At 35.7% G+C, this 19,163-nt stretch carries 14 protein-coding genes and 1 pseudogene; 4 read left to right on the top strand and 11 right to left on the bottom strand.

The genetic code is table 11. The features are described 5' to 3' along the window. Positions 1-38 precede the first annotated feature (38 nt). From G0028_RS19985 to G0028_RS19975, 3 genes are read right to left on the bottom strand one after another with little or no spacing between them, the layout of a single operon-like run. Positions 39-614 (bottom strand): DUF1788 domain-containing protein, encoded by a 576-nt coding sequence (locus tag G0028_RS19985; protein ID WP_180047178.1) that lies wholly within the window; start codon positions 612-614, stop codon positions 39-41. Between the two features lie 16 nt (positions 615-630). After that, on the bottom strand, positions 631-1,242 hold the full coding sequence (locus tag G0028_RS19980; protein WP_100834298.1) for a DUF1819 family protein: 612 nt from the start codon (positions 1,240-1,242) through the stop codon (positions 631-633). Positions 1,243-1,252: 10 nt separating this feature from the next. Then, a complete protein-coding gene (locus G0028_RS19975; protein WP_227554858.1) occupies positions 1,253-2,029 on the bottom strand; it encodes a helix-turn-helix transcriptional regulator in 777 nt (258 codons plus the stop codon). Here G0028_RS19975 and G0028_RS21180 point away from each other — a divergent pair. Then, a complete protein-coding gene (locus G0028_RS21180; protein ID WP_227554859.1) occupies positions 1,943-2,137 on the top strand; it encodes a hypothetical protein in 195 nt (64 codons plus the stop codon). The genes G0028_RS19975 and G0028_RS21180 overlap by 87 nt on opposite strands. Before the next feature lie 190 nt (positions 2,138-2,327). Next, positions 2,328-2,657 (top strand): DUF4236 domain-containing protein, encoded by a 330-nt coding sequence (locus G0028_RS19970; protein WP_058952660.1) that lies wholly within the window; start codon positions 2,328-2,330, stop codon positions 2,655-2,657. Between the two features lie 271 nt (positions 2,658-2,928). Here the strand turns inward: G0028_RS19970 and G0028_RS19965 are convergent, their stop codons facing one another. The 8 genes from G0028_RS19965 to G0028_RS19925 all read right to left on the bottom strand — a co-directional run bounded on the left by G0028_RS19965 (position 2,929) and on the right by G0028_RS19925 (position 15,882). Then, on the bottom strand, positions 2,929-4,161 hold the full coding sequence (locus tag G0028_RS19965; RefSeq protein WP_180097373.1) for an ATP-binding protein: 1,233 nt from the start codon (positions 4,159-4,161) through the stop codon (positions 2,929-2,931). Between the two features lie 442 nt (positions 4,162-4,603). Next, the gene (locus tag G0028_RS19960) at positions 4,604-6,259 is read right to left on the bottom strand and encodes an HNH endonuclease signature motif containing protein (RefSeq protein ID WP_194088771.1); all 1,656 of its coding nucleotides are present in this window, start codon (positions 6,257-6,259) and stop codon (positions 4,604-4,606) included. A gap of 1,576 nt (positions 6,260-7,835) precedes the next feature. Then, the gene (locus G0028_RS19955; RefSeq protein WP_015586042.1) at positions 7,836-8,537 is read right to left on the bottom strand and encodes an IS1-like element ISPa14 family transposase; all 702 of its coding nucleotides are present in this window, start codon (positions 8,535-8,537) and stop codon (positions 7,836-7,838) included. Positions 8,538-8,571: 34 nt separating this feature from the next. Then, entirely contained in the window at positions 8,572-11,715 is a 3,144-nt protein-coding gene (locus tag G0028_RS19950) for an integrase (protein WP_227554856.1), read from the bottom strand. Then, positions 11,708-14,074, bottom strand: coding sequence for a hypothetical protein (locus G0028_RS19945; protein ID WP_227554855.1), 2,367 nt, complete (start codon positions 14,072-14,074; stop codon positions 11,708-11,710). Before G0028_RS19945 ends, G0028_RS19950 begins: the two co-directional genes overlap by 8 nt. Positions 14,075-14,078: 4 nt before the next feature. Further along, on the bottom strand, positions 14,079-14,573 hold the full coding sequence (locus tag G0028_RS19935; RefSeq protein ID WP_005021585.1) for a hypothetical protein: 495 nt from the start codon (positions 14,571-14,573) through the stop codon (positions 14,079-14,081). A gap of 368 nt (positions 14,574-14,941) precedes the next feature. After that, entirely contained in the window at positions 14,942-15,241 is a 300-nt protein-coding gene (locus tag G0028_RS19930; protein ID WP_004969894.1) for a hypothetical protein, read from the bottom strand. 2 nt (positions 15,242-15,243) lie between these two features. Further along, positions 15,244-15,882, bottom strand: a complete 639-nt coding sequence (locus G0028_RS19925; RefSeq protein WP_005404748.1) for an AAA family ATPase — start codon at positions 15,880-15,882, stop codon at positions 15,244-15,246. Between the two features lie 394 nt (positions 15,883-16,276). Between G0028_RS19925 and repM the strand changes: the two genes are divergently transcribed. Together repM and G0028_RS19915 are read left to right on the top strand one after the other, a co-directional pair. Beyond that, a complete protein-coding gene (gene repM / locus G0028_RS19920) occupies positions 16,277-17,224 on the top strand; it encodes a replication initiation protein RepM (RefSeq protein ID WP_201774891.1) in 948 nt (315 codons plus the stop codon). A 1,395-nt stretch (positions 17,225-18,619) separates the two neighbouring features. Next, positions 18,620-19,140 (top strand): annotated as a pseudogene (locus G0028_RS19915) (IS5 family transposase); the annotation flags it as partial. Between the last annotated feature and the right edge of the window lie 23 nt (positions 19,141-19,163).

Raw genomic sequence — 19,163 nt, 5'->3', positions numbered from 1 at the left:
CAATCCATTCCCCCGAATTCTTATTTCTATTTGCCGTGTTAAGGCACTAATCTGAATGCTCTGTAGTAATTATTGCTTGGAATTTTTCCAAATAAACTCATCGCTTGACCGTCGTAATAACCTGGGTAAAACAGCACCACTGGCTTATGCCCCAGTAACGAATGCAAACTGTTCAATAAGTGATGGGCACGTAACAGTGGCCAAACCGACCCAACCCCAGTCATCAACACAATATCTTGCGCATTGGTGGCATATTTACTCACCAGATACGGCGCGAACTTATCCATATGCAGTGGGCCTTTCAGCGCTTTGAGCAGCGCCTCATCGCCTTTGGCTTTTTGCATTTGAATGGCTTTATCGATGAAGTTACGCTCAGACAGATAATCCACCACGGCTTGCAGCAGGTTGATATTCACCACCTTCAGCTGACTGTGTTTTTTCTCCAGCATCCCGTCTAGAAAATGCAGATATTCGCGCACCTTCAACTCATCTTCAGGTGCATAATCAAAAATCCAGAAGCCAATTTCATTGCCCAATCCTTGACCGGTGAGAAACTCGGTTGAAAGTATTCGCTCTGGAATCTGATTCAGACGCTCATGTATTTTTTGACTCATTGCTGCCCCTCTACAACTACCGCGTCCATAGCGACACTTCCATAGATCTTTTAATGCGTTGTTTATAATGTTCTTCCAACAGGCTACGCAGCTCTGCTCTGACGATCACACGCTGCAACTCCAGCTTACGGGTACTTTTTAAGTAACCGGCTTCTGCCAGCATGCGAAACACCACCTGCCCCATTTTTTTCTTGCTGGACTCTTTCCAATCACAGATATCAAGATCGCGTTGTGAACGCTCATCCAGAAAGTCTGACCAGATATAACTGTCCAGGTATTGAGCCTGAGAGATATAGGCCTCTCTCATCACTGTTTCCATAAACTCAAGCAGCAATAGGTTGCGTTCCAATGCGCCACAAAAAGCCACCTGGGTCGCCAGCTCATCATCCCCATCACGCAAAGCTTTCCAGAAATCAGGCTCTAAGCGCTCAAGACGCTTACGAATGGCAGTGGCGTTACGTTGGGCTGAAGCAGGCGTTCTTTTTTGCAGAATATTGTCAATCTGAATTGCCTGATGCCATTGTTCTGGAGTCGCTTCTCGTAATAAAAGATCCGCGATCAGCCGGCTTTCACGCACCATCAGGGAACCGCCAATCAGGTCACTGTCATAATGAAATTGCTCTAACATGGCCAATCTCCTATGACGCCTGATCAAACAGATAAGATGACAGCTTTTCGATATCTGAACGTTGTAACACCAGAGGATATTTCAAGGCATCTTCCGCCTCAGCTAGCGTGATCGCAGCCTGATATCGCTGCAAGGTATAGTGAGCCAGGGCTTTTTTGACCAAAATCTGTAATCTGCCATCAGGCATGCCGAAGTCTTTTTCGACCAGCGCTTTTTGAGCTTCATTCAATTTTGGATTAGGGATCAGCGTCAGTACAATTTCTTCATGCCATTGCTGATCCTGAGCAGGGTCTACTGACTCAATCGCCACCACAACAGGTGTACGATCAATTCTGGAGAGTAAAAAGTCCTTAAACTGCTTGCTCTGATGGCAATAGGCACGGACATGCCAGCGAAAACCGGTATACACCAGGGTGTGTGGGGAAATGATGCGTTCATGCCACTGCGGATTCTGCATCGAGGCATAAATCATTTTTAAAGTGTTTTGGTTTCGGCAGGCACGCAAAACTTCCCGAATCACTTCAGGACGTACACTGCGATCAGGTAATTGAACTGCTGTAAGATTCGGTTCTGGCATCGCAATCAGGGCATGCGATTCACTGACCAAGCCCGAGAGCATATTGAGATATTCATTGATATGCGCTGTAGTCAGTACAGGCTGGAAGCTGGCCTTAGGCACATAACCCTTGACGGAGGGGTCATGAATCAAGGCATCGGGGTTATACAGCGTATTGTAACGCTTGATATCCGCAGAAGCCTGCTGTCGACTGAGCCCAAACCAGCTCATCAAACGATTGGTAACCAAACGACCTTCCCAGTAAGCAAGCAACTCGATGGCTCGCATTCGAAGAAGCACTTCATGCTTATCTGTCGTCATATACCAATCAGTCAATAAATAGCAGCTTTAAGATTACCCTACAGCAAATATACAGTAAATATTTTTGACGGTATTTAAAGGTAGTATTGCAATCATCAGATAAAAAATATACTAGTATCCTGATGATAGCCGTCAAAGTACGATCTCTAGCAGATCATGGATCCTGGTATAGCGCGTGAATTGAGCTAAGTTTTAGAATGAGAGCAATATGGGTTTTAGATTTCGTAAAAGTATTAAATTATTCCCGGGTTTTAAAATTAATCTGACCCATAAAGGCATCAGCAGTGCCAGCATTGGCAAACCTGGTGCTTCTCTAAATATTGGAAAAAAAGGTACGCGAACCAGTGTCGGTATTCCAGGTACGGGACTATCTTACTCTAAACACCAGCCTTACTCTAAAAAGACCCGTGTTCCACAACCGACATCGCTAGAACACACGGAATATAATCCTCAGAATTTAGAACAACCGAACACAAAGATCTGGCCTTGGATTATTTTTGGAATATTGTGTTTTATGGTGGGTGCCGTCATTTTTTAGCAAGAACAGCACTGTATTTTGATCAAAAAAAATGCCCAGATGGATGAATGGGCAAACTAAGGAATTAATATCCTTCAGAAACTCCAGCGCAATTCTCGCTACTTTCAGTAAGCGACTCTGGATCAATCATGATAGTCTGACTCAATCGAATCGAGGTAAATCGATCCATCACAATTGGAGCAGAAATTATGCTTGAATACATTCTTGAATGATGCTGAAAAGTCTTTGATTTTTAATTAATAAATAAGATTATCCATGTCTACCCTCAACTTTACTTATTTTCAGATAGCAACCAATCGAGAGCGTTCATTTTTACAATACCATTATAATTCGCTTCAGTCCCTATCGTGTCTAAGGTAAGCAAATACTTGGGATACGAATCAGAAATTTTCTGTAATGGACGTAACTCTCGGCTGAGTGTCTCCTCATTGAGCGTTTCTAATGCCACCTGATAATAAGTTAAATTCTGTAAAGTATCGACAGCAACAAAATCAATTTCATATTCATCAACCCGCCCTACATAGACCGTATAACCTCGTCTGACAAGCTCAAGATAAATCACATTTTCTAAGATATGACCTTGATCAGCATTAGCATCAGGCAACATAATCCGGCGCAATCCGACATCAACTAAATAGTATTTTTCAGAGGATTGTAATAACTCACGCCCACGTACTTTAAATTGTGCAGCACTATAAAATAACAAACTGTCCTGTAAGCCCTGAATATAGCGTTTTACTGTTTCAAATGAGATTTTAACCCCGCTTGAAACAAAGGTATTTTTAATTTTATTGATGGAAATGGGTGAGCCTGTCACGCTTGCCAAATATCTTGCGACACGCTCGAGAGAGTTAATATCGGCAGTATTCAAACGGGGAATAACATCTTTAAACATTACACTGGCATAGACCGCTTGCAAGTAATCATAAGTTTCCTGCTGGCTGGTCATGGCAAGCGTATAAGGGAAACTACTGCGCGTATACATGGCATACAAATCACGATTGGATAATTGTTGGATGATCGGATTATTTTCAATATGCCACTGTTTAAATTCTTGGAATGACAGAGGTAGAACGTGTTGCTCGATATAGCGTCCTGTAAGTAAAGTCGCAAGTTCTCCACTTAGAAAGAATGCATTTGAGCCTGTAATATATAAATCGATATAATCCCGAACATATAAGGAGTCGACTACTTTCTCAAAATTTTTAACATGTTGTATTTCATCTAAAAAAACATAGTTTTTTTTGCTTTTATCAACTTTAGACAGTACATAATCATGTAGTTTACGGTAATCGGTGAGTTCTTCAAATTCCATAAATTCGAAGTTGATGGCAATGATGTTTTCGGCTTGTACACCCTGTGCTTTTAGGTCTTGTTGAAACATCGCCAATAAGGTGGATTTTCCAGAGCGACGTACACCCGAAAGCACTTTAATGACATCACGGTCTTGCCATGTATTCAGAAATTTTAAGTAGCCATCACGTCGAATATTAGCGCTTCTCATTGTTTACACTTGAAATCTAAAGTTTTAATTAATTCTATCAAAGTTTAGAACCTAGATGTAAAAATATTCAATTTTAAAAAAAGTTTAAAGTTTAAGTGAAACATTCAAAGCTGCTGTTGAAGCATGCGGATAGTAAATGAAACTAAGATGTTAACTAGAGTGGAACTCATTTTTGTGTTGCTGATGGTCTCAGCCTTAATACTCATTGCTTATGAATTGCTAAAAGGTTTATTTTAAAGTCACCTATACATGTTTTTGATCAAAAAAAAATGCCCATAGGGGGAATCTATAGGCAAAACTAAGGACCTTGACGGTCATTCAGAAACTACAGCTAGTTTCTGGTTGTGATTCTAAAGTGAATTAAAAACAACCACATTGGCTGAATATATAAAAAGCTAAATCATTGATAAATTTTAGAAAATTAATTTACCGCCTCTGCTGCTCAATACAGTAATTCACCAAACAAATCCGCTCTAATCTCTTCCAGGCTCAGATCTGATTTCATCCTATTACAGATGGGATGAACCAGCAGGCCATTCTCTAGAACGCCTTGCCCACCTACGGCTTTGGCAATCCGATGATCCGATTCAGTAGAATCAAGATAGATCAATCCATCACAAATGAGGCAAAAGTTATGATTACCCACCACAAAATTGTGCTTAAGCAGACTCTTGGTTAATGCCGAAAAGGCCTTTGGCTTTGACCGAGAAATTGGACTAATCGACTCCACATATCCCACCACATTCTTGACTACTGCATCATCATAACCACCCAAAAACCTTTCGACATAGAACTCGTTAAAGTTTATGTACTTGAAGGCCTTAGACATGGACAGAATAAAGGTATTCAGGCATTTCTCATCATCAAAATCAACCTCCATTTCCAAGCTTAAGCAAATAAAGGCTTTATAGACAATTTGTAGCCGATCATAGCCCTTGATACCACTGCCGAACTTGCCGACCGTTTCGGTGGTCGCCACGGGGAAATTGGCGATCAAGAACTCAATACTACGGCGTACCCGGGTGAAGTCCTTGAAACTAATCTTTCGATGATGAATCTGCATGCGGCTTTCATGAATTTCATACACAATTGAAAACCATGCAAGAAAAGAAGTAATCTGAAAACGCTGATCCTTATAAAAATATAAGTATGGATGTAAGCCCAAACTCGGAACCCCAGCATTTTTTACAGGCGTCGCTATTCTGCAAAGAATGGTCAACAGATGCGACATTAGGTTTTCAACGCGCTCCCCCTGATTCAGACTCATAATATTATGAATCTGATCACCCGCAATGATATTCATCAGCTCATTGACCAAGCCAATTTTTTTGCCATGACTCATTTCATTGTCTAATAAAATGGTCGAAAAAAGTAACTGGTGGATCCTCTCCCCTAACTCAATCAACTCATTTAAACGTGTATATTGGAGCTCTTCTAGGTTAGATTTATTGTCATTGATATAACAACAGGCATAGATCGCATAATACGCGTCACTACCGCGATTTCTTAGGTGATATTCCTCATATTTATCTAAACGTTTAGTATCTGAGTTAATAGATTGAAATACCCGTCGCGCATCTTCCGGAGTCCCCAGTACCTGCCTGAAACTGATTTTAATATCTTCTAACTTCGACTTTTTTTCTGCAAATTCAGCATCAGTGCAAATTCTTTGAAAATCAGCGAGATCTCCTAAATAATTGCGGAGGTAACGAATATCTTGTTTTTGTGGATCATTGAAATTAGGTGCTTGAGTGACTTGCTCATCCGCAAAATATCTATTAATCCACGCATAGATACAGGAAAGACGATGTGCTCCATCAATAATGTAAATATTGCCGTGTATATCTTTCCAATACAAGATACACAAATTGATATTTTGATCTTCTGTGCAATCCTCAATAAAGTTTGCAATTTCTTGCACGCTCCAATATTCAGTAGAACGCTGGTTATCCGCCTTAAATAAACATTTGATGATTGGATGCTTTTCAAAATCAGTCAGTGCCACTTCAAAATTGTCACGCTGCATTGAAGGTGACATTTCTTCTGGCAACATGACTTTACGCTGAATAATATTGGTCAATAGTCGTGTAGAACCCATTTCTTATTTTCTCCAGGCAACACTTTCCTACTTTCGCTCAAGTACGAAATTTGAAAATGTATATAGTTCGATTTGGTTAAAGCTGTGAATTAAATGACCGTCAATATCCAGTCAGCGCTAACAAAAGAGACCTAAGAGAAATGGGGGGATTAGATAATAAAATCTTCATGTTTAGTACCTGTAGTTTAGAATTAACTATCTACAACCATCTTTTCCACGAGATGGAGGTAGACCAAACAGGGGTGGAAATACCGCACTACAGAAGACGGCCAGTCATAGACTGCCCTGCCTGGCCTACCATAATGGCAAACTAAGCATAATAAGCACAAAAAACCGCTAAAGCGGTTTTAATGCTTCTGTAGTAATTTTCAGGTTTCCACGCCCGATTACAGATTTTGCTGTAACGTAATTATCATATGGGTATCTTTTTCTTTGGTCAAACCAAATTAGAATTTTTTATTCATTTTTTAGTGATATTTTAAAATTGAATGCTGGCTTAATTTTTTCAAAATTTTAGCCGAAAAAATCCCTGTATTTTACCTACATACAAGGATGCGTGTTTAGCTCAAAATCTATGCTGCATACTTATAGAAGGATTACCTAAGCTAATTAATTTATCTTCTCTATTTTTTGGGACCTCATTAAAATCTAAAAATAATCATATTGGTGGACTCCCAAGCCTTTGCTTTGTAAAACAGCAGTTTTAAAAAGCAAAGGCTTGGGCTATTTTTCTGAAATATATTTGCTTAGGCTATTTAAAAATAGCTTATAAAATCAAACCAAAAACACAACCCAGTTTTCTATGCTGTATTTAATATTATAAATCTAGCAAAATTAATTTTTTTATTTATAAAAAATAAAAACTAATTTCCCTATTTTACAGAATAAAAAAAATCAATTTATAGGGTAAATAATTTATATTAAATCACTAGTCTATAAAATTTACCTTATATATAATTTTATAGATTAAATTTAAAAAATAATATGCGAATAAATTTACAAGAAAAAAATTATCAAAAATCAACATCACAGAGTGCACATCTCGCTCTTAGTGTCCCTTTTTTTTGACCAAAAAAAATAGGAACCTTACATAAATAATGAAAAAATAATCAAACATGAATTGCCTAAAGTTATATAGCGCTGTTTTTTATATATTTTTTTAATATAAAAAAACTGTAGCCCCCTACTTCTATGGTAAAACATTTTAGACCATTTTCTTTTGACACAGGGAAGGTAATCCAATGCATTTCATCTTAAAAAAGATACTTTGTAGTACAACTTTTTGTATCAGATGATGCTTTGAATCTGCTTTTTTATTACTAATTTTATAATATTTTATTTTAACTTCACTCCCTATTTTTTTATCAAAATCACTTGAACTTGATTTTTCTATATCTAAGTAGGATTCTACGTTCGAATATATTTTGGTAATAAACTCCACAAATGAATCGTACAATTTCAAATCTTTTTGACAGACTGCTTCAAAAACTAAAACTGATCGATCATTTTTCAATGAAATTTTATTTTCCAAAATATAATAAAAATTTTTGGTGGTGTTTCAAAAAGTATGCTGACATTAAATGAAGCCATTATTGATGTAAAAAAAGGTTAAGTCGAAAGCTTTAAAATGGTTTTCAATCTTTTTTGAAAAATTACAACTCCTTCTAAAACCGCGCCTAATTCGATGCCTTATTTTGCAATTATTACCTTCAATACCTACAGTAAAAAATTTACCAATACTTTGCTTGCAGTTTTTAAAAGCAGTTATGAAACTGTCCCAATGATCACTTGCAATTCGGGTGTAGTGAATACCTAATTGTTTAAGCTTTGCCTTCAATCGTTGAACTGTAGCTAAGTCTCTTTTACCCCAAACATAAGCAACAATCTCACCTGTTTCTCGATGGTAGGCGTAAATAAGCCATTGTTTATTATTTTTATTTCCCACAAAAGTCCAAAACTCATCAACTTCAAGAGACTCATAATGACTTTGTTTAGGCTGAATTTGGTAGGTCGATTCGGTTAAAGTACGTAAAACTTTACCGATACTGATTCGCTCAACTTCAGCGATATCTCGTATACCACTACCTCTGACCATCAACTGTAATATTTTTCGAGTAATGCCTGAATGACATCCTAGATAGCTCAGAGCATGGTCACCAATAAACTGACGTTTACAGTCTTTGCACTGATAGTTTTGTTTCCCATCTACTTTGATGCCATTTTTCTTTATACTGTCACTGAGGCAGGTTGGACATTTGATTTCTAGAGTTATTCGCATTTCTCTATTTTATCAAAATTCAACCTGCTTTGTTTCAGCATACTTTTTGAAACACCACCAAATTTTTAATTTCTTTTTGGGTAATTTCTTTGTCAATTATGAATGGATGGCATATTCCATATAAATACGACCAATTGATCATTCGCTCCCAATTTAAATCCATTTCTTGCAGATCACGCTCCTCACTTCTAGCTATTTCTTTATCTTTATAAATATAAAATTGTCTACTAATTGACTTTATTAAGTTAACAAGCTGGTCTTCAGGATTTATGATCCGGTCATTTACTTTCCATTCCTGATATGATTCTAGAAATCTTTTTGGATATAAAAAACTCATTTGTTTTTTTTCAATTTCATCTTTTTTTAAGAATTGCTTTGGATCATTAGGTTTCTCAAAAACCTTTAAAAAAAACTTAGATTTTTGAAGAATGTTAAAAGCTGATTCATCCTCAGATATCTTTAAGGATTTAAATTGAGCATTAATAATTTTGCTATTTTTTAGTAATGCACCAATCAATTCAGGCTGATATTCACGTTTTGCTGTATAAAACATGTCTGCAATTAAAATATTAAGATGATGTATATAGCTACTTGCGGTCACGTTAAAGTCTTCATGCCCCATTAGATGTGCTAAACGTTGCCATACATCTGCGCTATGTAATGATGCATGATCGATATTTTGCAATATATGCTTTTTAAGCCTACCTACAAACCTAGAGTCATAGTCAGTAAAACTACAGATAAGCTGGTGGCTGCCTTTCAATAAAATTGCTAAGTGTGATGCAGCACTATGCCTAAATGCGTGAAATGTATATGAATGATCACTTGTCCCTAATACCAGATTAAACAAGCTCCTAGTGATTTTTGATAATTGTTGATTTTCAAAGGTGAAGAGTAATGTATTCTGTACTTGTAATTCCGCTTCGCTCAAAGAAGCAGCTAAATATTTTTTATAAAAATCACAGAACTCTTTAAATTCATTTGGATTTAAAAAATAGGATAAATCAAACTGACGATTTGCATTTTCGTTTTTAACATTACGGTGAGAGTTGGAATGAATTTTTAAAACCAGATTTTCAATATCTGAATTGGATGATTCATTTGAAGTCGTATCTTTACGATCTGACTTTGCTTCGTAATATAAACGATTATTTTTAAGATGACTTCGAAGCTGTGCAGAGTCAAAATCATTGAGATGGATGCCTGTCACTTCATCAATACGCAAACCTAGTCTAAATGCGAGTCGATAGACCCATTGCAATGCAACTATGTCATTCCCTGAAATGCCTAAAATGTGTGGATAATTTTTCACAATTTTCATCATTAATTCAAACATCTGCGGACTAATGGTCCGTGTTTTTAAAAATTTCCCGCTGTCTCTCTGATGTTCATACAAGTACGCTACTACTGGTGCATCATGCTTGTTGACCAAATACTGATGAAATGTTTTTAACCTCGCGAAAGAATAGCCAGAGGTGTCGTGCTTTTTATTATCATTTTTCTCAGCGATTGTTTCCTGCTTTTCCTGATCTTTCATTGATTTTTCTAAAATAAGGTACTCATACATTTCTTCAAATTGTTCTTCGATGGCATTATTCAAATTTATTTGATATTCTAAAATGTAAATTAAAAAGTCAGAAACGAAGCTGTGATAATAACGTTTTATCGATGCCACCTGAAGTGATGCTTTACCAGAGCCAGAATTGTAACCTAGCTCATACTTTAACCATTGGCATATCCGTAAATGTGCGATTGCCACCACATAATCAATATATTCCCCCTCTCCAGCTTCATAGGAACGTATATCGCCCTCTGATTTATTAATACTTGCGTTCAAAGCTTCATTAAACTTGGCTAGTGTCAACTCTTTACCATCTTCACTAAATGATAAAAGCAATGATTTTATATCATTACGTTTACCCATCCTTTTATCATTATAAACTTTAACGTTCTGACCACTAGTAGAAACAGAAAGCTCTACAGTGTGATGAGTATTTTCAATTCTTTCTTGAATCGTTTTCCAGGTATCAAGCTGATGATAAATAGCTATATGCTGTTCATATATCAAAGGCGTAGTGATAATTTTGTTATTAAGTACACTTGTACTCAATAGATCTAAATTTGGAATCTCCTGCCAAAGAACATAATCAATATGCTTGAAAGCAGAAAAACGACGTCGCTCAAACTCTTTGATAAATTGATGATCAGGAACAACATCTTTAAAGTGTGCTTTTAGCCGCTTATAAAGTAAATCTTCCCGCTTAACTTTTTGATCTTGATCATCTTGTGTTTGCTGCCAAATACTAAGAGGCGATGTAAACTGTAATGCATAACCTTGGTTACCATGAAGATGCTCTCGGATACGCAAATAACAAAGCATTGAGATTGCGTTAAAATATATTTGCTGTGTTTGCCATAATTCCACATCTCCTTGGCTATCATAACGGTAGAAATTGCCATATTTTTGAGATGAGAGAGTGTATGAGAAAACGTAGGCATGATTCTTTGAACCAGAGTAAATTGGCAATAGTCCACTGTCTAGATTCATTTCAAAAATTGCATCATGAATTGCAATAAGCCGTTCAGGATGAATACATCCTTGATCGAAAATTAATGATATACATAGACATTCAAATAATATGTTTACTAAGTTTTGCTGAGCTTCAACTGTAGATTGTAAACTTATATTTTGAGTCTTTTTATTAAGAGAATAGCTCCACTTTTCATAAAATTTTTCTTTAAAATCAGCAAGAATAGCTCCATAACACAACTTGTCCTCTGTTAAAATATTATCGCGGCGCGGTAATGTTGCTATTTTCCAATCTGGTAATTTAATATCGTAAATTTTTGCATGATCTGGATTTTTTTTTTGCCACTCCTGATACTCTTGTTCACAAATAATTTTAAAGTGTTTAAAACACTCCTTGAGGTAAGAGCGGAAATATTTTTTGAGCTGGGAATGCTCACAAACTTTTATTAAAACTTGCTGATAGTTTGTAAATTTATCAGCAATTCGTTGATCAAGAAGTTTAAAATCAATCTCGACACCATTCACCTTTTTCTGAGTATATTTATGATCAATCAGCTCAGAAATTTGATTAAAAATTGCTTTTGTTTCTGTTTCAATCGCATTTTGTAATTGCTCTAGAATCTCTTGATTTAGTTCTTTGTTAATCACGCGATTTTTCCTGGGTAAACAAGTCTAGCTCCAAAATTTCTAATTTTTTCAGTAACGCTTCAATCTGTTGTTGAATTTCTGTTTTGTAATGAAAAGGACTTAAGGATGAAGTATGGCCAAACCCCATGGCAATACTATCATGTGCATAAAGGGTATTATGAATATCACTGCTGAGTTCAAGATGGTTTTTGCTAAAATGCCTTGGCCAGTTTTTATAAATCTGAACTGTTTCTTTCAAGTAATGCGTCACAAAAGCTGCTGACATTGGTGCCAAAGTAAGATTGTCTGCTATTTCTATAAAGTCAACGCTATGCTTTTTGGAAGTCAGTTGAGGATGGATAAGAATACACAGCATGAATTCATTTTTTTTCCACTGCTCCTGCAGATATTTCATGCCTAATGCAGTGATTGTCTTATCTATATACTCTCTGTATGCATCGAAATGCTTTTGCCAATAACCTACTACAGGCACTAAACGACCTTCTTGTCGTGAACCAATTTTTTTGTCATGAATATAGATAAATTTTGATTTTGAATCATAATTTTTGATCAAACCTGGCATACCCATCGTGGGTCGTACCGTGAGGCAAATTAAAGACAGATGCCACATCCAAATGCTATAAGCATTTAATTTCTCAATCCGATTGGCTTCATCATTCGTTAAAGTAGTCTGTACATAAGCATAAAGATTTTTAAAAAATTGAGTTGCTGCTTTGATAGTCCAGCAACGCTGACTACCTATACGTTGTTCTCGGTCAAAGATATAACCCGGATGCTGCTCTTTTTTCCATAGATCACCTTTTTTTCGGTTTATTAAACAATCAATGTATCTTTTAAAATGTCTATTTATCTCTTCAATATTACGCCCTTCATAGGACCAATTAACCACATGATTCGTATCGTGATTTGCCATTAAGTGTGCTACGAGATCATCACCTGTCTGCATATTCAGATGGAAATATATTTGCTTTTCTAAAATTCCACATGAAATCTTGTCCAAATTATACGGTTTGAAAAGCTGCCTTAAAAAACGATTGTATTCAGGAACAGATAGTTCTTGAATAGCATTTTTTTTTAATTGAATAATCCAAGCACTAGGAATATGCCATTTATAAGTGGATGCTTTGTTATAGCGCTGTAATTTATCACTCATAATGCCCGAATGATTTACATTCAACTTTGGATCAATCACCCAATAATAAGATACTTCGATTACTTCTGTTTCTTCTGCTACTTTTGTTTTTTTTATTCTTTTTACTTTTGTTTTTTCTAATATTTTTCCTTTTTCAATCAAATTATTAATATCTTTAAAGATAGTAGGACTCAGACCAGTCAGCAGTGACATCATGCCACATAATGCCAAAGAAGATTGATCATAAAAGATTGTACTATTTTCTTTGAGCATTTTATCCTGATAACAATCGTGCAATACGTTGTATACCTGATGTAATAAACTGGGTGCTAGATAAAGTGGATTACTTACAAATGGGACTTCACGTCTCTGAATAATTTTTTTGAGCTTTTCATCGGATATCATAGAACTTGCACGCTTACTGATATCATCATGTGTAGGATCAAGAATAGTTGCTAATTTTTCATCTATCTCGACTTCTGTGTCATCATTTTCTATATGAATAGGAGATGACCCTGAGTGGTTTGTTACATCAATCTCCTTTTTTATTCTTTTTATCAAATCCTTGATACTAAGTTTCTTCGATGAATTTAATTCCCTGTTGTTAAGCTCATTACAGACAATACAAAATTGCTCAATGTAACGGTCTAAATCTAATGAGATGGAGTGCTTTTGCATCTCTTTACCAGTTAAAAATTCTTTAAAATTGCTGGTGTTAAATTCATCGATTTTTTTAATTTCATTGGTAATTTTGTCACATGGTATTTTTTTTTCCCCACGGTCTTTAAATTGGTTCTGCAGTAACAGTTTTAATGCATAACATAGTTGATTAAATTTCTTATGTACTCTTTCATCATCTACTATTCGCTTAAAATCTATCAGTTTTGTGTTTGTGATAGGCTCTTTATCTTTAGAACTAGAATTCGGTAAACTGATAAGTTCTTTGAGCATTTCACAAATTAATCCAGTCAACAGATAACCATACTGATGCCCTTCTTGTTCAATTTTAGTCCATTGAGTTAAACCAGCCAGAATTTTATGTTCCGTCACAATTCTCTTTTTTTTAATAGTAACCTGGATTTTTTCTGCAGCAACATACAACTCATTCTTATTTTGAACGTCGAAATCTTTGAAAATAGCTTTTTTTTCACCAAGTGACTGATTTACCCACTTTTCCAATACTTTGATTTCTTCGTGTAGATCTGACAATCCATCAGTATTAGTCATACAGTTACCATAATTTTTCAGGGTAAAAATTGATTTTCAGGTTTCGTTCTAACTTGAGCTTGAAGTTTTTAGGCAAACCAAAATATTTTTTATAAGTTCTTTGAGTCAATTTTTTAACACAACGCTGCGGTTTTGACTCCACTCTCATATGTTCTGATAACTTCAGACTTAAGGCCTCGGACAATTGAGTAAAAAAACAAGTAAATAGCACAGCATGCACCTCTTTATGTTGGTGCTTTTTAACCTCTTCAGTTTCTTCAGGAGCTACATCAATTGTATCGAGTAACCACTTTAAAATTTCAAATTCATCAATGTCTTGATTGTCTTTTGCTGCTTGGTCAAGCATTCTTTTGATTTCATCATCCATCTTATTTTTAAGATCCAATACAAAATCTTGAATAAAATCTGGTAAATCTAATATCAAAACGTAACTTAACTTGGTGAAAACTTCAGTTAGAACTTCAGGTGTTTTTTTTGCATGCCCAATTTTTTCTATCATGACTCTCTCAAACGATACTGGCTATACAAGCTCAATACAGTTGAAATGGTTAATTTCTAAATTTACTACTTAGGCCCAACAGAATATCTTTAGCCTAAAAATACCGATTATGATGTTATATGTTTATATCCAGCTAACACAGAACAGCTCAATGAGTTAACGTGATATATCACGTAATAACTTTACCATTTGATTTTCCAATATCAAAGTATCGCGATGTCTATATAAGGTTTATCAACAAATCAAAATATTTAAATTATTTGCCAGTAAAGTTGTGAAGTTGTGAAGTTGTGAAGTTGTGAAGTTGTGAAGTTGTGAAGTTAGGTTATTTAATCTTATAGATTGAATAACCTCTTCCATTCTCTATTTTATTTAAAACTTTTATCAACGAGCTGCTTAAAATCTTCTAAATTCTGCTCTGCCAGTGACTCTAAAGCTATTCTTACAATACTAGATCTGTTAACACGAGCGTTATTACTTTTGATAATTAACTCATCAATTAATTCACTTAATTCTTGGTTTAAAGAAAAGGTACAACGAACGAATTTCTTTTGTGAAACTTCTAGATCCTTAACTCTTTTATCAGCTCCCGATATGAAATTTTCAACCAGTTTATCCTGATCTGAAAGCTCGTCAGTTTTCTTTTTTAAACCGCTAAGACCTGCCATAGTTATACTCCTAAAAACTCTTGAGCTATCCCTTCAATTTCTGCTTTTGCCTTAGGATCACTTGTTACTTCAAAAACAGATAAGCCATTTTCATCTGCATCATCATAAACATTTCGATTTGTCGTGATGTGGTCTAATGCTTTTATTCCGAACGATACACAGGCTTCTTTAGCATCTAAAATTCGCTGTACTTGTGACGGTAATGTTGGGCATTGTGTAATAATTGCTCTGGCATTCAAATCTGGATTCACTGCTCGTGCCAGTTTTAATACTTGTTCCATATGATCCAAAGTCTTTAGATCTCTACGTTTAGGTCTAAAAGGCAATAGCATATGTGTTGCTATAGTCATAGCAGAGCGTAATGCTTCTGAATCTTGCCCACCAGCATCAATGATAATATCTTCATATCTTTTTGATAAATCTTTTAAAACTTGACGAATATTGCCTGAAGCTTGTACAGATGGGATATTTTTTAAATCCTCATTCTCATCACGTTCTTTAATCCAGTCAGTTGTTGTGCCTTGAGGATCTGCATCTAGAAGCAGAACATCTCTATTCTTTTCTTGTAAATAAACTGCTAAGTTTTGGGCAAGGCAGCTTTTACCAGCTCCGCCTTTTTCACCACCTACTAAAATAATCATAAGTTATGTAAGTTACGTAATTTTGTTGAAAATAATGTACAAGTTTCAATCTCATGAATCAACTATTGTGAAAAATAAAGTTAAAAAAAAAAGTTATCCACAAGTAATGTTCTTTTTTAATTTTATATATATTTTATAAATTTATATTTATAGAACCTCTGAATGCCTTATGAAGTCTAGTTTTCAGAGGTTTTATATGGACGTTTTCCTGACAATAAGTGGACACTTTCCTTTATTTAAATGGACGTTTTCCTGACAATAAGTGGACGTTTTCCTTTATTTAAATGGACGTTTTCCTTTATTTAATGGACGTTTTCCTGGCATAAATAGATCTTCCATTAATGGACATTAAGTGTTAATGTCTATTAATGGAATTTATTTCTTTAATCACAATATGGCAAATCTAATTTATAAAGACAATAACTTGATTGAAGCATCTTATGCATTGACTCTGTCTGAACAACGCTTAATTTTAGTTGCAATTATTGCAGCTAGGGAAATTGAAAAAGAGCTTACATCGGATACATTGCTAACAATACATGCGTCTGAATACATGAAGCACTTTAATTTGGGTCGTCAAGCGGCCTATGAGGCTCTTCAGGGAGCGTGTGATAACTTATTTGAACGTAGACTCACCTATAAGGCCATAGATCCTGTTACAGGTAAGCCAGCGGTCTACAAAAGCCGTTGGGTATCAAAAGTTGGCTATGTTAAAGAAGCTGCATGTGCTCAACTAATTTTTGCTCCTGATATTTTACAGCTTTTTGTAAAACTTGAAGAAAAGTTTACTCGTTATGAATTAAAGCAAATTTCTCAATTATCTAGTGTATACGCTATACGGCTGTATGAACTTTTGATTAGATGGCGTAGCAAAGGCAAGCTATATATTAGTATGGTGGAATTGCGTGATAAGTTAGGTCTACTTGAAAATGAATATAAAACCATGGGAGATTTCAAAAAGCGTGTATTGACGGTTGCCATAGATCAAATTAATAAACTTACTGATATCGACGTAAGTTATGAGCAGAAAAAAGAAGGGAGAACAATTACACATATCGAATTTTCTTTTAATCAAAAAGCTTCCTTAATCGTTAGTGATAAGGTACTGGAACCGACATATCAGCTGACACCAAAACAATCTATATTTTTCGCTCAAAAATTGTGTGACCTTATCAAATATCCCGAATTCGGGGGGAAATATGCCAATGTAGGCGAAGAGATCGAAGCGTTTAAAGAAAGGATTTCACTTGAACTCCTCGACCCTGAAAAGGTAAAAAAGTATTATTCTGATTTGTTAAAAGTGGGCTATAAAGAAAAATATAAATCAGAAAAGTTATCATAACCTGAATAATAGAAATTTTTATTTTGAACACTACAAACCTATAGGAAAAATTTAGTCTGCCCTGGTAACCCTAGTTTTATAAACTGAAAATTATATGTTCCACTAGTACGAAGAACTGATCTGGATTAATTTGCCAGAAAGATGAAATTATAAAGTTACATAAGTTATGTAACTTACACAACTTACAATCTTATGTAATCCTGAGGAGAGTGATGCGATGGAAACCTCTCCCGGTAATGTTTGTCAGGGATTTGTCCATATATGGAAATGCAGCACTGAAAATTACAGGTTCCACTAGTACGAAGAACTGATCTGGATTAATTTGCCAGAAAGATGAAATTATAAAGTTACATAAGTTATGTAACTTACACAACTTACAATCTTATGTAATCCTGAGGAGAGTGATGCGATGGAAACCTCTCCCGGTAATGCTTGTCAGGGATTTGTCCATATATGGAAGTGCAGCACTGAAAATTACAGGTTCCACTAGTACGAAGAACTGATCTGGATTAATTAGTCAGGAAAATGAAATTGTAAAGTTACATAACTTATGTAACTTACACAACTTACAATCTTATGTAATCCTGAGGAGAGTGATGCGATGGAAACCTCCCGGTAATGCTTGTCAGGGATTTGTCCATATATGGAAGTGCAGCACTAAAATTACATGTTCCACTAGTACGAAGAACTGATCTGGATTAATTTGCCAGAAAGATGAAATTATAAAGTTACATAAGTTATGTAACTTACACAACTTACAATCTTATGTAATCCTGAGGAGAGTGATGCGATGGAAACCTCTCCCGATAATGCTTGTCAGGGATTTGTCCATATATGGAAGCGCAGCACTGAAAATTACAGGTTCCACTAGTACGAAGAACTGATCTGGATTAATTAGTCAGGAAGATGAAATTATAAAGTTACATAACTTATGTAACTTACACAACTTACAATCTTATGTAATCCTGAGGAGAGTGATGCGATGGAAACCTCCCGGTAATGCTTGTCAGGGATTTGTCCATATATGGAAGCGCAGCACTGAAAATTACAGGTTCCACTAGTACGAAGAACTGATCTGGATTAATTAGTCAGGAAGATGAAATTATAAAGTTACATAACTTATGTAACTTACACAACTTACAATCTTATGTAATCCTGAGGAGAGTGATGCGATGGAAACCTCCCGGTAATGCTTGTCAGGGATTTGTCCATATATGGAAGTGCAGCACTAAAATTACATGTTCCACTAGTACGAAGAACTGATCTGGATTAATTAGCCAGGAAGATGAAATTATAAAGTTACATAACTTATGAACTTATGACTAGGTCTTAATTGAGAAGGGCTTTGTTGCACAAACCTAGCATCAAAAGCTTATTCAGCAATATAATTTCAAAATGAATAAGCCTGCCTCTAAAATCTACCGTACAACCAATTGGTCATCCTATAACCGAGCCTTAATTAACCGAGGTAATATTTCCATTTGGTTTGATCCAAAGACTCAGTGGTATGCACAATCACAAGGCAAGCAAGGTCGAAATCAAACCTACTCCGATACAGCGATTCAATGCTGCTCAATGATCAAATTACTATTCCGACTCTCTTTACGTATGGTCACAGGTTTTGTTCAAAGTCTGATTAAACTCTCTGGATTAGATTGGACAGCTCCGGATTATTCCACCCTTTGTCGTAGACAAAAGCATATTGATATTGCGATTAGCTATCAAAAAAGTAATGATGGACTGCATCTACTCGTAGACTCTACTGGTTTGAAGTTTCTTGGTGAAGGTGAATGAAACGCAAGAAACATGGGGCTGAATATCGTCGCCAATGGCGTAAGCTTCACATTGCTATGGATGCTAAAACCCTGCAAATACGTGCAGTACAACTCACCACAAATAATGTCAGTGATTCTCAAGGGCACTGTTGCAAATAGGCTGA

The organism is Acinetobacter piscicola (assembly GCF_015218165.1).
In the GTDB taxonomy this organism is placed as follows: domain Bacteria; phylum Pseudomonadota; class Gammaproteobacteria; order Pseudomonadales; family Moraxellaceae; genus Acinetobacter; species Acinetobacter piscicola_A.
This window is presented reverse-complemented; position numbering and strand designations above follow the sequence as displayed.